This is a genomic window from Saccharothrix sp. ALI-22-I (genome assembly GCF_001984175.1).
Taxonomy (GTDB): domain Bacteria; phylum Actinomycetota; class Actinomycetes; order Mycobacteriales; family Pseudonocardiaceae; genus Actinosynnema.
On sequence record NZ_MTQP01000046.1, the window covers coordinates 91,663 to 107,691 of the forward strand.

The window sequence follows — 16,029 nt, forward strand, 5'->3', positions numbered from 1 at the left end:
ATGGTCGAGGCGACTCACCCCGCTCCTGCGCTCGCCGGCTCCGAGGTGGCGATCGGGTGCGAGTACGGGATACCTGGCCTCATCCGTGCGCGGACGATGGAGACCCCTCACGCCGTCGCTTGCGCGGATGGTGATCGCCGGCTGAGCTATCTGGAGCTGGAGACCGCGAGCGACGACGTCGCCCGGCGTCTGCTGGAGCTGACCGGGAGTGTCCGCGGCGCGGTCGTGCTGCGGATGCCGCGCGGCGTAGACCTCATCGTGGCGATCCTGGGTGTCCTCAAGGCCGGCTGCTGGTATCTGCCGATAGCGCTGGACGAACCGCTGCGGCGTGCCACCGCGATGGTTCGTGCCGCACAGGCGGTGGCCGTGATCGGTGTCGAGCCCTTCGCGGACCTGCCGCGGATCGCGGTGGCCTCCGCGTGGAACGGAACCGCGGAGCTGAGCCCGCTGCGACCGGCCGCGCCGGACGACCCCGTGTACGTCTTGTTCACGTCGGGGTCGACGGGCTCGCCCAAGGGCGTCCTGCTGGGCAACGCGGCACTGTGCAACCGGATCCTGTGGATGTGTCGTGAGTACGGTGTGAGCGCCGACGACGTTTTCCTGCAGAAGACGGCGAGCACGTTCGACGTGGCCGGGTGGGAGTTCTTCCTCCCGCTGGTCGCCGGAGCGAGTTGCGTCTATCCCGCGGAGGGCGACCACCGAGATTCCGCTCGTGTGGCGGAACTGATCGTCCAGCACGGCGTGACGATGTGCCACTTCGTGCCGTCGATGCTCGCGGAGTTCCTGGGCACCTCGCAGGCCGAGGAGTGCGTGAGCCTGCGTGCTGTGTTCTGCAGCGGTGAGGCGTTGGGAGCAGGACTCGCGGTGCGTTTCCACCAGGTGCTCGGTGCGGAGCTGCACAATCTCTACGGGCCGACCGAGGCCGCGATCGACGTGACGAGCTGGCGGGTGCCCGCTTCCCTGAGGCCTGACGACGCGGTGCCCATCGGGGCTCCCATCGACAACGTCCGGTTGTACGTCCTCGACGGCGCGCAGCGCGAGGTGGCGCCGGGTGAGCTGGGAGAGTTGTGGATCGGCGGCGTCGCCGTCGCGGCGGGGTACGTCGACCAGCCTGAGCTGACCGCGGCGGCCTTCCGTGTGCTCGGTGGCGACCGCTGCTACCGGACCGGTGACCTTGTCCGCGTCGTGGGTGACGTGCTGGAGTTCGCGGGCCGCGTGGACGACCAGGTCAAGATCCGCGGTGTGCGCATCGAGCTGGGGGAGGTCGAGGAGGCGCTCGGATCGCTCCCGTCGGTCAGCCGCGCGGTCGCGCTGACGGTCACGCCCCTGGAGGGAAGCGCGGAACTCGTCGCGGTGCTGGTGCGCGCCGGTGAGGAGCGGCCTGACGACGAGACGGTCCGGAGCCACCTCGCGGAACGGCTGCCGTGGGCGTACGTGCCGACGGTGCTGCGCTGGGTCGACCGCTTGCCGCTCACCCGCAGCGGCAAGGCGGACCGGAAGGCGCTCGCCGAACTGTTCGAGGGCCGTCCCGGTGATGTCATCGGCGACGAGCTGGCGGGTGCGTGGTGGTCCGCCCTGGGCACGCCCGGCTGTGAGCGGCCGGAGACCGTCGGTTTCCTGAGGCTCGGCGGACACTCGCTGACGGCAATCCGGTTGATCGCGTGGTGCCGCGAGCACCTCGGCGTCGAGGTGCCGCTGTCCGCGTTGCTGGACACGGATCTTTCGCTGGAAGGACTGCAACGGCTGGTCGGCACCGCCACGCCCGCGGTCCGGCCACCTGACCAGGCCGGGCCCACCGACAAGGACAGCTCGCCACTCGCCCCGGAGCAGCTCCGGATGTGGACCTGGAGCCGCCTGTACCCCGGTTCCGCCGCTTACAACGTGGTGACCGCGCTGAGGCTGACAGGTGCGCTGGACGTGGCCGCCCTTTCGGCTGCTCTCACGGACGTGGTGCACCGGCACAGCGCGTTGCGGGTCCGTGTCGACGACTCCGGTGCCGCGCCGGTGCTCCGCTACGCCCAGGACGTGCGGTTGGAACTGCTGGTGCGGGAGGCGGCGACAGCGGTGGACGAGGACACGGCGTCCGCATTCGCCGACGAGGTCGCCGGTCTGGTCATCGGGCTCGGCCGGGCGCCGTTGATGCACGCGGGCCTGCTCCGGTGCGAATCGGCTCAGGACGCGGTGCTCGTGCTCTCGCTGCACCACATCATTTCCGACCAGCAGGCCCTTGAGCTCGTGCTCCGCGATCTCGCTGACGCGTACCGCGCTCGGGTGACCGGGCACGCCCGCGAGCTCAGTCGCGCACCAGACCTGCGCGACCACGTGGCCGCTGCGGTAGCGCGTGTCGGCGACGCGCGCTGGCAGGCGGATCTGGCTCACTGGACGGGGGTGCTCGAGGGCTGTCCCGCCGAGCTCGGCCTGCCTTTCCGGCTGCCCGCCCCGCGAACCCCGTCCTTCCGAGGGCAGCGGCAACGTCGCAGGTTCGGTCCTGAACGCACCGCACGGATCCGGGAACTCGCTCAACGCCAGGGCGTCACCGTCGCGACGATGATCCTCTCGTGCGTGTCGGTCGTGTTGTCGTCCTGGACCGGCCAGGAAACGATCATCCTCGGGACGCCGGCATCTCGACGCCGTACGGTGCGAGACCAGGAACTCGTCGGTTTCATGGTCGACACGTTGCCGATGCGGGTGGACCTCCCGGCCACGGCTCCGTTCGCCGAACTCATGAAGCAGGTGCGACAGAGGCAGATCGAGGCCATGGAGCACCACACACCGACCTTCGACGCGCTGGTGGAGGCGCTGCGCCTGCCTTCGACGCCAGTGTTGTCACCGGTGTTCCAGGTCTGGGTGAACGACCTGAGCCAGGCGGCGGAGCCGCCGTCCCTGCCCGGTTTGACCTTGGAACAGGTGGAGCAGGTCGCGGTTCCCGCCTTGTTCGACCTGAATGTGTACCTCCGTCGCGGTGACGACGGTCTGGTGTTCGACCTCGTGCACAACATCGACCGCATAGCGGGCGATGTCGCGGAGGAACTCGCCGACCAATGCCTCCTCGTGTTCGACCAGGCGCTCGAGCGACCGGACGTGCCGGTCGCGGAGCTGAGCCTGCGCACCTCTCGCGCACCGGACTGGCGCAGTACCGCCGACCTCATCGACGGGCCGGCCGCGTTCGACGTCGTGGAGCGTTTCCACGCGGTCGCCGCCGCGAACGCCGAGTCGCCGGCGATTGTCGTTCCGGGCGGCGACGTGATCACCTACCGGTCCTTGCGCGACCAGATCGCCGACTTCGCCGCCGGGTTGTCGTCGGGCACGGTGGTCGAGCTCAGAAGCGCTCGCAACGCACGACTTCCGGTCGCGTTGCTCGGCGCCTGGTCGGCCGGTGCCGTTGCCGCGCTGGTCGACTCGACTCTGCCCGAGTCGCGTCAGCAGGAGTGCCATGAGGTCCTGCGCCCCACATGCGTCGTCGATCTGGCGAACGGTACCGACCACCGGCCAGGCGCCGCTGAACCGCGAGTGCTCCCGGGTGCGAGCCATGTGCTGTTCACCTCCGGAACCGCGGGACGCCCTGCCGCGGTCGTGGTTGAGAGCGGCCCTCTGGCCGCCGGCCTCACCTGGTACGTGGACACCCATCGGCCCGGACCGGGTGATCGTGTCGCGTTGCTGAGCGGACTCGGGCACGACCCCGTGCTCCGCGACGTCCTCGTGCCGCTGCTGAGCGGTGGTGTGCTCGTCATACCGCCGCAGGACGTCTTCGCCACGCCCTTGAAGCTGGTCGAGTTCGTCCGCGACGACGGCATCACGATTCTGCATGCGACGCCCGCACTACTGGAGCTGCTGCTGGCGGGCGCGGCACACGCCAATGTGCGCCTGCCGTCGATGCGCCTCGTTGTCTCCGGTGGAGCGCCGCTCGCCGGAGGTCTGGTGCGTCGGTTGCGCGAGTGCACCAGTGCACTGCTCGTCAACGCCTACGGCACCACCGAGACACCGCAGATCGCTGCGGCTCATGCGGTTACGGCGGAAGTGACGGGCACGGCACCGATCGGCGTGCCCGCACCGAGGACCGACGTGGTCGTGCTCGATGCTTCGGGCAGGCCTGCGGGCATCGGTCAGCGTGGTGAGATCGTCGTCCGCGGCCACAACCTCGCGCGCCGATATCTCACCGGTACCGGACCGCGGGAGCGATTCCGTCCGGATCCTCTCGGTGTTACCGGTGTGCGCCTGTTCCACACAGGTGATCTCGGCCGCGTCGACCCTTCCGGGCTCGTGCACGTCGCAGGTCGCTCAGACCGGCAGGTCCTCGTGAACGGCACGAGGGTCGAGCCGGCCGAGGTCGAGCACGTCGCGTTGAGCCACCCCGGTGTCCGGCAGGCGGTCGCGGCGCTGCGAGATGATCTGCTCACACTCCAGGTCGTGCCGGAGGATGGGAACCCGGTACGGGTCGACGAGCTGCGCGGGTATCTCCGCAGCAGGTTGGCGGCCGCGGCGGTGCCCTCTGTCGTGCACGTCGTGGCGGAGCTGGCCACCACGGTCAACCACAAGGTGATCGTTGCCGAACCTGTGCTCACCGGCCTACCCGAGCCAGGTCTGCGGCCGTCCGAGGCTGTGATCAGCGAGGTGCTGCACGACATCGCGGGCAGGGCGGTCGGCCCGGACGAGAACTTCTTCGAAGCGGGAATCAACTCCATCGCCCTGCTGCGCGTGCACACGCGACTGCAGGAGGCGCTGGAGCGGGAGTTACCGGCGCTCGCGTTGTTCACCCACACCACCGTCCGGTCGCTGGCCGCCCACCTGGGCGACGGTAAGGACGGCGACTGGGCGATGCCGACCAGGAGATCGGCGGCACCACACTTGTTGGAGGCGGCGCGGCGCCGCAGGCAAGTCCGTGAAGAGCTGTACCAAGAAGTCTGGGGGAAGAAGTGAACGACGTCGCAGAGCCAATGGCGATCATCGGCCTGGCAGGTCGCTTTCCCGGCGCGAGTAATGTCGCGCGGTACTGGCGGAACCTCGAGCGCGGTGACGAGAGCATTGCTTTTCCCGGCGACGACGAGCTCGCCGCGATCGGAGTGCCCCGTGCGGCGCTGACCGACCCGGACTACGTCAAGGCCGTCGCGCTCGCCCCCGGCATCGACGAGTTCGACCCTGGCTTCTTCGGGTTCACCCCGAAGGAGGCCAACCTCGCCGATCCACAGCTCCGGCTATATCTCGAGACCGCGCACGCCGCTGTCGAGAACGCAGGCTACGACCCGCACCGGATCACCGACGTCGGCGTGTTCGGCTCGGCCGGCGTCAACCGGTACGCGGAGCTCCACGGTTCTGCGGGCGGTGCCGTCCGCAGTGCCTCCGGCATGTCGCTCGGAGTGCTGAACAACTCGGACTACATCGCGACTCTCGTGTCGTACAAGTACGACTTCCGAGGGCCGAGCATGACTGTGCAAACCGCGTGCTCGAGCTCTTTGGTCGCCATCCACCTGGCGATCCAGGCGCTGCGCAACGGCGAGTGCTCCACGGCGGTCGCCGGTGGTGCCGACGTCGAGTTCCCCGTGGGCCACGGACACTGGTGGGCGCCGGGCAGCCCGCTGAGCCGGGACGGTCACTGCCGTCCGTTCGACCGCGACGCCAACGGCACCATTTTCGGCAGCGGTGTAGGCGTGGTCGTGCTCAAGCGGTTGTGCGACGCGATCGCCGACGGCGACAACATTCGCGCGGTGATCCGCGGTACCGCGATCAACAACGACGGATCGGACAAGGTCGGGTTCAGCGCACCGAGCTTGTCGGGCCAGTCCGCCGCGGTGGTCGAGGCGATGGTCATGGCCGGGGTGAGCCCTGACCAGGTGTCCTATGTGGAGGCCCACGCCACCGGTACCCCGCTCGGTGACCCGATCGAGGTGGCCGCGCTGACGAGCGCGTACCGCAGGCTCGCTCCCGACATCGAGACCGGGAGCGTCGCACTCGGTTCGGTCAAGGGCAACATCGGTCATCTTGGCCACGCGGCGGGTGCCGCGTCGCTGATCAAGACCGTGTTGGCGCTGGAGAGCGAGATCCTCCCGGCGAGCATCAACTTCACCGACCCCAACCCGAAGCTCGGGCTCGAGGAGTCACCGTTCTACGTCAACGACACGACCCGGGCCTGGCCCCGGACCGATGGCGTGCCGCGCGTCGCCGCGATCAACTCGCTCGGCATCGGTGGCACGAACGTCCACGCGATCATCGAGGAAGCACCGGTCCGGCCGCCTGCCACACCGGTCGAACGGCCTCGGCTCATCGTGTGGTCCGCGCGGTCCGAGCAGGCACGCGATGCTCTGCGCGAGGAGCTCGCCGCGGCCGTCGGGTCACGGGATGACCTGTTCCTCGCCGACGCCGTCGCCACGCTGCAACACGGCCGCACGGCACATCCGATCAGGGCCGCGGCCGTCGTCACGAGCGCCGTGGACGTCGGTGCCGTGTTGACCGATTCGGCATCGTCCGCCGTGGTGTCCGGCACCGACGGCAAGCGTCGTCCGGTGACCTTTCTGTTCCCCGGCCAGGGTGCACAGCACGCCGCGATGGCGGCTGATCTGCACGCGACCGAACCGGTGTTCGCCGCGGCGTTCGACGAATGCCTGGACCTGCTGGAGCAGGAGGGTGTTCCGGCGCGCGAACGGTGGCGTTCGGCGGTCTCCGACGACGAGATCCAGCACACGTCGTTCGCGCAGCCTCTGCTCTTCGCCGTCGAGTACGCGCTCAGCCGGATGTGGCGCTCGTGGGGCGTCGAACCTGCCCGCCTGCTCGGCCACAGCATCGGCGAACTGACTGCCGCCGCTGTGGCCGAGGTGTTCTCGCTGCACGACGCGGCGCGTCTCGTGGCGGCGAGGGCGCGTGCGATGGCGGCCACGCCGGCGGGCGCGATGCTGGCGGTCTCAGCGCCTGAGGACCAGGTACGCGCGTTGTTGCCCGCCGAGCTGACCGTCGCCGCGGTGAACGCACCCCGGCAGATTGTGGTGGCAGGGGCAGGGGACGAGATCGACCGGTTCGCGCGGTTGCTGGCGGAGAACGGGTTGTCCGGTCAGCGCGTGCGCACGTCCCACGCGTTCCACAGTCCTTTCATGGCGGAAGCCGCCGCCGAGTTTGAAGCGGCGTTCGCGGGCGTCGGGCTGCACGCACCGAAGATCGACGTGTTCTCGGCGGCGACTGGCGCGCGGCTCACCACCGACCAGGCGACCGATCCGGCGTTCTGGGCAGGCCAGCTCAACGCGCCCGTGCTGTTCGGCGATGCGCTGTCGGCGCTGCTGGACGACGCCCCGCAGATCCTGGTCGAGGTCGGCCCGGGACACAGCCTGTCCGGAGTGGCCAAGCAGCATCCCCGCGTGCTCGCGGGCGAGAGTGCGGTGGCGATGACCTTGCCACGCCGGGGAGCCGGTGTGAGCGAGCGGAAGTCGGTGCTCACCGCGGTCGGGCAGCTGTGGGTCGAAGGTCATGCGATCGACTGGTCGGCGGTCGACCCGGAACCGGTGCGACGGGTCGAGCTGCCCGGCTACCCCTACGAACGTCAGCGGTGCTGGATCGAGTCCGAGGAAACCGTCGCCGCGGCGGAACCGGTGCCCTCGGCACCGGCCACCGCACCGGACGCCGAAGACGAGTGGGCGGCTGATCCCTCGCCGTTCTCCACCGTGATGTGGCAGCAGACGCCGCTGGCCGAGAGCGCAGGTGCGGTTGGCGAGGTGACCGCGCTCGCGTTGCTGCCGGACGAGCGTTCCAGGGCGCTGGACGTGGTCGCCGCGTTGCAGCAGGCGGGGATGAGGGTCATCGCGGTCCATCGAGCGGAGAACTACCGCGAGACGGCCGGTGGTGGCTTCCACATCCGGCCGCACGTCGCGCACGACCACGAGCGGATGTTCGCCACGCTGGCAGAACGCGGCTCGTACCCCGGCGTGGTGGTGCACGCCCTCACCCTGGGGGAGTGGGAGCTGCCAGCCGTGGCAACGGTGTCCGGGCAACTCGAAGACTCCTTCCACACCTTGCTGCGGCTCGTGCAGCAAGGCGCCCGCAAGGCCGGTTCGGCCGGCCTGCCGCACGTCCTCGTGCTGACCGATCGTTCGGTTGACGTGTCGGGCGGCGAGCCGGTGGATCCGGTCAAGGCCGTGTTGCATGGTCTGGCTCGCACGCTTCCGCTCGAAGAGTCGCGCATCACCTGCAAGGTGGTCGACGTTGGAACCGGTGTCGACGAGGACGACCTCGTCGCGGAACTCGGCGAATGGAACCGCACGGAGATCGTCGCGCTGCGCGGACGACGCCGGTGGACGAGAGCGTTCGACGAGTACCGCCCGGTGCCCGATGGGCGGACAACCTTGCGGCGCAACGGTGTCTACCTCATCACAGGGGGTACCGGCGGGCTCGGGCTCGAGGTGGCGAAGGGGCTGGCTCGTACCGGTCTGCGGCCTGACCTGGTGCTGTTGAGCCGTCGTGGACTAGCCGAGGGCGAAGAGCTCGAAGGGCTGTTGCGCGTTGATGACGAGGACACTGTGCGAGTGCACGGCGCTGTTCAGGAGCTTGAGGAGCTCGGCGCACGGTGCCGTGTGGTGGCCGCTGACGTGACCAGCGCGCGTGCGGTACGCCGGGCGGTGGACATCGTGATCGCCGAGTTCGGCGCCCTGCACGGAGTTCTGCACCTCGCGGGTGTCCCTGGTGGCGGCATGCTGCACCTGAGGAACCACGACGACGCCGAGGCCGTACTGGCACCGAAGGTCCTCGGCACGCTGGCACTCGGTGAGGCGCTGCAGGGCAGGGCGGATCTCGACTTCTTCGTGTCGTTCTCGAGCACCGCCGCTGTCGACGGGCTGTTGGGCAGCGGTGACTACGCTGCGGGCAACGCGTTCCTGGACGCGTACGCGGAGTCCCCGGGGGCGCCGCGAGGCCGGGTGCTGAGCATCAACTGGCCCGCGTGGAACACCGTGGGCATGGCGGTGCCCGGACTGCGCAAGGCCGCCGGTGCGGCTGAACACGTGTGGTCCGTGCGGCTCAGCCCGCGGGACTTCCCGATCCTCGACGAGCACCGGATCAACGGCCGGGCGGTGCTGCCGGGAACGGCGTATCTCGACTTCGTGGTCCGCGCTTTCCGCTCGGAGGTGCTCTCGGGTGCCGCGGGTTCGGTGGAGCTCGGCAACGTCGTCTTCCAGCGGCCGCTCGTGGTGACCGAGCCGCGCACTCTGGAGATCGCGTTCGAGCGCGACGGTGACCGCTGGCGATTCGTGGCGGGCTCCCGGGACGATAAGCGCGCCGACGACGTGCGGGTGCACGTCGTCGGCACGGCTGCCGCGGTTGACCGGCCGTGCCGCGAGGTCGACGTGGAGGCGCTGCTGACCCGGATGTCCGACCGGCGACGCCCTCCGGCGCCGCGGACCGCACGCCGGTTGTTCGCGCTGGGGCCGAGGTGGAACAACATCACAACCATCGGGTTCGCCCCTGAGGTCGCGGACGAGAAGCTGTTGTGGCTCGACCTGCCGGACGTCTACGCGGCAGAGGCCGTCGAGCACGAGTTGCATCCGACCCTGCTCGACACCGCCACGTCGTTCGTGCGTGATCCGGAACGCGACGACTTCCACATCCCGTTCACCTACCGGACCTTGGTGGTGCACCAGAACATCCCCACGAAGCTCTACAGCCACATCCGCAGGCGTCCCAGTGCTGAGCGGCTGATCACGGCGGACGTCGACCTCATCAACGAGGACGGCATGGTCGTCGTCGAGGTGACCGGCTTCGCGATGCGTCGTGTCGAAGAAGGTTTCGACGTCACGGCAGAGTGGGGCATCTCCCAGGACGCGGCCGCGGCGGACGACCGAGAGGCCCCGGCACCGCAGACCGGGATCGATCCGGAGGTGGGGGCCGGATTGCTCATCCGGCTGCTGGAGGCGCGCACGCCACGCCAGGTCGTCGTCGCACCGTTCCGCGACGGCAAGCCGTTGCCCCGAGCCGCGACCCGAACGGTCGTGACCGTTGCTGCCGCCGCGGTGCGCACGGAGCCCGGCGAACACCGCGTTGCGCCAGCGCCCGCTGCTCGCGAGGCCGTCGCGCCGTCCGGCCAGCCTGTGATCATCGCCGCGGCACCGGTTTCCGTCCTGGACGCACTGCGGGAGATGTGGACCGAGGCGCTGGGCATGCCGCAGATCGACCCAGGCGACGACTTCTTCGACCTCGGCGGGAACTCGCTCACGGCGGTGGAGGTGATGACGTCGGTGCGCAGGCGGTTCGCGATCGATCTGAGCATCGCCTCGCTCTTCGAGCATCCCACGCTCGCAGGCCTCGCGGGTGAGCTGAGTGCGTTGGGTGCCAAGCCGTGAAAGGCGCTGGTTCGAGCGACCACCTCACAGGTCTGGCTTCCGGCTGGTCGCTCTGGCGGCTCAGCGTCCTGAGAAGTGCCGGCATGCCGTTCGACTGGCTGGCGGGACTCTCCAGCGACACGGATGTCGACGCCGAGGGACAGAGTGTCGCGGCGGGCCGGGTCATGTCCGAACCCCGGTTCGTCGAGGCGCTGGCGTGGCAGAACCCTGCCGTGGTGCGGAGCTGGCTCGCCAAGCACGTCAAGGCCGCCGAAAGCGGAAGTCCCCTGCGGCGCAGCGGCTACCGGCAGGCGGTGATCGGACGCTACGCCCAGCGTTACTGTGCGAAGAACGACACGATTGGATTCTTCGGCCCGGTGGCCTGGGCGAGGTTCGACGAGTCGGTGAACGGACTGCGCGCCAGCGGGAGCGGTCGTATCCGACGCCGCAGCGTCCACTTCGAGACGTGGGCGGTGGAGGCTCTTGCGGCTGCCTGGCAGGCAGATCCGGAGGTGGCCGCGCACGTGCCGATCAGGCTCAACCCGGCGGTGTCCTTCGAGGAGAGGCGGGCGCGCCGGCCGTGGCGCGGGGATGTGGAACTGACCACCCGGCAACGGGCGTTGATCGACGCGGCCCGCGCGCAGTTCGGGTTGGGTGAGACGTCGAAGGTCGCCGCGGCCAGGACGGGATGCACCGAGGCGGAGGCCGAGCGCGAGTTGGGAGCACTTGTCGAGGCCGGGCTCGTGCTCGCGGGGTTCGTCGTCCCGCTGGACGAACAGCCGGAGATCGCATTGCGCCACCAGGTCTCGCGGATCGCGGACGACGCTGTGCGCTCACGGCTGCTCGGCGTGCTGGACGACCTCGACTCGCTGCGCGGCGACGTGGCGGAAGCGGCCGGTGATCCGCTCGCCGTGCACGCGGCGCTGGAGCGGCTTGGTGGCACGTTCACCGCCGCGGCCGCCGTCGCGGCGGGTCGGACCAAGCAGGAGAGTCCGCGTGGCCGGACCGTGGTGTACCAGGACTCCCGTCGCGATCTCGACGTCATGGTGGGGCCGGATCTGCTCGACGGCCTGCGGGCACCGCTGGGGCTCCTGCTCGACTCCGCCTCCTGGCTCGCAAGTGAGACAGGCTCAGCGGTCGGCGAAGTGCTGGCCGGGTGTTACCGCTCGCTGTCGCGCGGGTCGCGAGAGGTTCGGCTGAGCGAGCTGTACTTCAGCGCGGCCGACGTGTTGGCGGGAGCCGAGGGCACGGTGGTGCACGAGGTCGTCGACGACTTCCGGGCCAGGTGGGCCGAGCTCCTGCGGCACGGCAGGCGGGACGGCGATCTCGACGAGATCAGACTCTCCACGGAGGACGTGGCACGGCTGGCGCCCGCGTTGTTCCCCGCGGGTGAACCCGCATGGACGGCCGCCAGGTACCACAGCCCTGACCTGATGCTCGCACGTACCGGAGACGGGTACAGATGGGTCCTTGGAGAGCTGCACGTAGCGATGAACACGTTGGAGAGCCGCCTGTTCCACACGCAGGCGGACGACCGGACAGAGCTGAACGCCGCGGTCGCGGCGGACATGTCGATGGCGGTGCGGGTGATCGCTTTGCAGCCCAACGACTCGCCCGAGGTCAGTCCCAGGACCTATCCGCCGCTCGCCGTGCACGTCTCGGATCAGTACCTGTACTGGTCGTTCGGTGAGGACAGCGGCGCCCCGGAGCAGTCGAGGACCTGGCCCGCGGCGGGACTTCTCGTCTCGCAGCGCGCGGGCGGGCTCGTGGTCGGGCCGCCTTGCGGAACGTGGACCGCGCCGGTGCTGGAGGTGCTGGGGGAGTTCCTCTCGGCTCTTGTCGTCGACAGGTTCCAGCTGCTGCCGCCGGCGCCGCGCCGACCCCGGGTGGTCATAGACGACGTCGTGGTGTCGCGGCGAAGTTGGCGGGTGCCGGCCGGGGACCTGCCGTGCGACGCGACCAAGGTCGCCGTGCTGGCAGACGTGCTGCGCGCGCTGGGGGTACCTCGGCACGCGTTCGTGCGCACGGCCGTTGAGAACAAGCCTTTCTACGTGGACCTGGACGCTCCGCTGTTGTTGCGGAACCTCTCACGGGTGCTGCGCCTGGCGCGAGAACTCCCACCCGAGCGGGGCCACGTCGACATCGTGGAGATGTCGCCGGCTCCGGACGAGCTCTGGCTCACCGACGACGCAGCACAGCGGTACACCAGCGAGTTCCGCGTGATCGCGGTGCACGACCTGTCGGCGCCGGGAGCGGTGGCGGTCGACCCCACCCGAGGACAGGAGTAGGCACGACATGGACCGCCAGGAAATCGTGCGCAAGGCTCTGCTCACCAGGAGGGTCGAGGAGCGCCTGCTGGAGCTGTTCACCTCAGGGGAGCTCGCGGGCACGGTGCACACCTGCATCGGACAGGAGTTCTCCGCCGCGGTGATCAGCGACCACCTGCGAGACGAGGACGCCGTCTTCTCGAACCACCGCTGCCACGGTCACTACCTCGCTGCCACCGGTGACGTGGTGGGGCTGGTGGCCGAGGTGATGGGCAGACGAGCAGGTGTGTGCGGCGGCCGTGGTGGCAGCCAACACCTCCACCGCGAGAACTTCCTGTCCACCGGCGTGCAGGGTGGGTGCGTACCGATCGCCGCGGGTGCCGCGCTGGCGAGGAAGACCAGGCAGGACGGTGGCGTCGCCGTTTGCTTCATCGGGGACGGGACCCTGGGGGAAGGCATCGTCTACGAGGTGCTGAACCTGGCGTCCCTGTGGCGCCTCCCCCTCGTGCTGGTGGTCGAGGACAACAGCTACGCCCAGTCCACCCCGAAGAACACCGGCGTCGCGGGCACGATCGCGGCCAGGGCGAGCGCGTTCGGGGTGGAGGCCGCTCGTTGTGACACCTGGAACTGGGAGGAGCTGTGGGCTACCTCGGGCAAGGCCTTCGACCACGTCAGGTCGGGGGACGGGCCGTTCCTCCTGGAGGTGCAGACGTACCGACTGAGCGCACATTCCAAAGGGGACGATGACCGCTCCCCGGAGGAACTGGCTGATCGTGCAGCCATTGATCCGCTGAACACCATGTTGCGCGAAGGCGCAGAGGACTTGCGTCGCCTTGATGAAGAGATCCGCTCGTTGGTGGACGAAGCCGTCGCGGAGGCGTTGGAGTCCAGCCCGGACGCTGTGCCAGCCGACGAGGCGGCGGAAGGGAGCAGCACGCCCCGCTGGACCGAGACGAGCGCGTCCGGCGTTCGTTTCGTGGACGAGCTGCGCACGTCACTCGGATCGTTGTTGAACCGGCGGGCCGATGTTCACCTGTTGGGTGAGGACGTCGAGTCGCCCTACGGCGGCGCGTTCAAGGTGACCAGGGGGCTGTCGTTCGACCACCCCGGCCGGGTGCGCAACACGCCGATCTCGGAAGCAGCGCTGGTCGGCGTGGCCACGGGGCTGGCGCTGAACGGGTTCCCGACGTTCGCCGAGATCATGTTCGGTGACTTCGTCACCCTCGCGGCGGATCAGATCGTTAACCACGCGGCCAAGCTCTCCTTCCTCGCCGGAGATGAGGCACCTCCGGTCGATGTCGTCGTGCGTACACCGATGGGGGGTGGCCGAGGGTACGGACCTACGCACAGCCAGACTCTCGAGAAGATGTTCTTCGGGGTGCCAGGTCTGCGCATCCTGGCGTTCAACGGCTTCGTCGGTCCGCGAGCCGTCGTGGAAGAGCTCGGCAACGGCGGCGCGGGCCCGACCCTGCTGGTGGAGAACAAGCTCCTCTACGGCCGGCGGGTGGGCGACTCCCTGCCCCGAGGTTTCGAGCTGCTGATCTCCGACGAGCGGTTTCCCAGCGCACTCGTGCGGCCGCGCAGAGCACCCGACGTCACGCTGCTCGGCTACGGAGGACTTTGCGACGACCTGGCGTCAGCCTGTCACCGCTTGTTCTTCGACCACGACCTGTTCGCGCAGGTGTTGTGCCCGACCGAGATCCAGCCTTTCCGGCTTGCCGACCACGCCGAAGTCGTTGCGGCGGCCCCCTGTCTGGTCGTCGTCGAAGAAGGACAGGGCTTCGGGGGCTTCGGTGCCGAGGTGCTGGCTCAGCTCGCCGAGCTGGGCCTGGACGGTGTGCGGGCGCGCAGGTTGTCGCCCGCGGTGTCCTCCTTGCCCGCGAGCCGTGCCGCCGAGCGACAGGTCCTTCCCTCGGTGGACGACGTCGTGTGCGTGGCGGCCGAGCTCGTAGCCGCCGGGCGGCGGGCCTGACCGGTGCCGCCCATGACCATGCCCGATCCGGCGACCTCCTGGTTCGCCGCGCCCAGGAGGTGCCGATGGAACTACCGGTGAACCCAACTGTCTACATGGTTTGCGCGTCGGCGCTGCCGCAGGTGCTTGAGGCTTTCGCGAGCGCGGTCTGGCAACTCGACGCCCAAACTGGCCTGGTCATCTCGTACGCGGAGGCCGCGTCGCTGACGGACGACTTGGAGGAGCTGTTCGACAGCGTCGTCCTCGTCGAGGACATCCAGTCGGCGCAGGAAATCGCCGCGTCCGTTCGCAACGCCACCGAGGACGTGAGCTCGGTGGTGCTGGTGTCCTGGTTCGACAGCAAGACCGTCGTGGCTGCTCGAGCGGCGGAGATCCTCGGCCACACGAGGACGCCGGCGGCGGGCATCGCCAGGGCGCGGAACAAGCTGTCGATGCGACGAGCCCTGGCGTCCACCGGGCGCCCTTCGCTCGCGTACTCGCTCATGAGTGACGCTGCGCAGGCGGAGGAAGTCGCGGCGGCCGTGGGGTTGCCCGCGATCCTGAAGCCGCTCAACGGCACCGCCAGTGCGTTGATCAGCCGGGTGGAGTCGGTCAGCGAGCTTCGCGAGGCGTACGAACGGGCGGTGGACGCGGCACCGGCGGCAGCGAACGGTATTCTCCTTCCGCCGCTTCACGATCCCGATGGAAGCTCGCTCGACCCGACCACGCAGTTCCTGGTCGAAGCGGTCCTGCGCGGGCCCGAGTACGACGCCGAGATCGTTGTCGTCGACGGCGTGGTTCACCCGACGCTGCTGATGCAGATCATCGTCGATCCGGTCACCCACTACATCATCGGCATGGCGAGTCCACCGCTGGACCTGCTCGCTGATCGGCGATGCCTGATCCTTTCGGAGGTGCAGCGAGCGGTGGACGTGTTGGGCCTGGACAACACCACTGCGAACGTGACGGTCATCGACGACGTCGAGCTCGGCCCGACGTTGGTGGAGATGAACGCCGGCAGGTTCGGCGGGTCGATGATCCCCACGCTGGTCTGGACACTCGCGGGGGTCGACCTGCGTCTGCAGAACCTCGAGGTCGCACTGGGACTGACACCGAGACTCGGCGATCAGGCCGATCCGGAAGACGGCCCTGTCGCCGCGGTGACGGTGTTGGCCGAGACGGCGGGAACGGTCGTGGAGATCCGCGGGCTCGACGCACTCCGCGCTCATCCGAAGGTCGTTGACGTGGCACCGCACGTGACGCCTGGTGATGTGGTCGCGCCCTATCACGCCACGTACGCCGTCAACGCCGTCGTAAGTGGTTTCGGCACTCTTGAAGATCTTGTGGTGCTCCAGCAGGAGTTCACGGAGATCGTCGAAGTGGTGGTCGACCCCGAATGCCGCTGAGTCCGGCTCTGCCGGGGAGCCGAGTCGTGACACGGGTTGGAGCTGTGTCAACTCCTCCCGCTACCGGACCGTTTTTCAGCACGCTGCGGATCCGTCGAGGCGGGGAGGTCGCCGTC

The 16,029-nt window shown here is 69.2% G+C and carries 5 protein-coding genes; all 5 read left to right on the forward strand.

Annotated features, from left to right (window positions below; all coding sequences use genetic code 11):
• The 5 genes from ALI22I_RS08270 (at nt 1) to ALI22I_RS08290 (ending at nt 15,913) form a co-directional block, all read left to right on the forward strand.
• On the forward strand, nt 1–4,917 hold the full coding sequence (locus tag ALI22I_RS08270; protein WP_077004882.1) for a non-ribosomal peptide synthetase: 4,917 nt from the start codon (nt 1–3) through the stop codon (nt 4,915–4,917).
• Nucleotides 4,914–10,310, forward strand: a complete 5,397-nt coding sequence (locus ALI22I_RS08275) for a type I polyketide synthase (RefSeq protein ID WP_143532061.1) — start codon at nt 4,914–4,916, stop codon at nt 10,308–10,310. Before ALI22I_RS08270 ends, ALI22I_RS08275 begins: the two co-directional genes overlap by 4 nt.
• An 83-nt stretch (nt 10,311–10,393) precedes the next feature.
• Nucleotides 10,394–12,577: a lantibiotic dehydratase gene (locus ALI22I_RS08280; protein WP_077004884.1), complete on the forward strand. Its 2,184-nt coding sequence runs from the start codon at nt 10,394–10,396 to the stop codon at nt 12,575–12,577.
• 7 nt (nt 12,578–12,584) lie between these two features.
• Nucleotides 12,585–14,528, forward strand: coding sequence for an alpha-ketoacid dehydrogenase subunit alpha/beta (locus ALI22I_RS08285; protein WP_077004885.1), 1,944 nt, complete (start codon nt 12,585–12,587; stop codon nt 14,526–14,528).
• Nucleotides 14,486–15,913, forward strand: coding sequence for an ATP-grasp domain-containing protein (locus tag ALI22I_RS08290; RefSeq protein WP_143532062.1), 1,428 nt, complete (start codon nt 14,486–14,488; stop codon nt 15,911–15,913). Before ALI22I_RS08285 ends, ALI22I_RS08290 begins: the two co-directional genes overlap by 43 nt.
• The last annotated feature ends 116 nt before the right edge of the window (nt 15,914–16,029 follow it).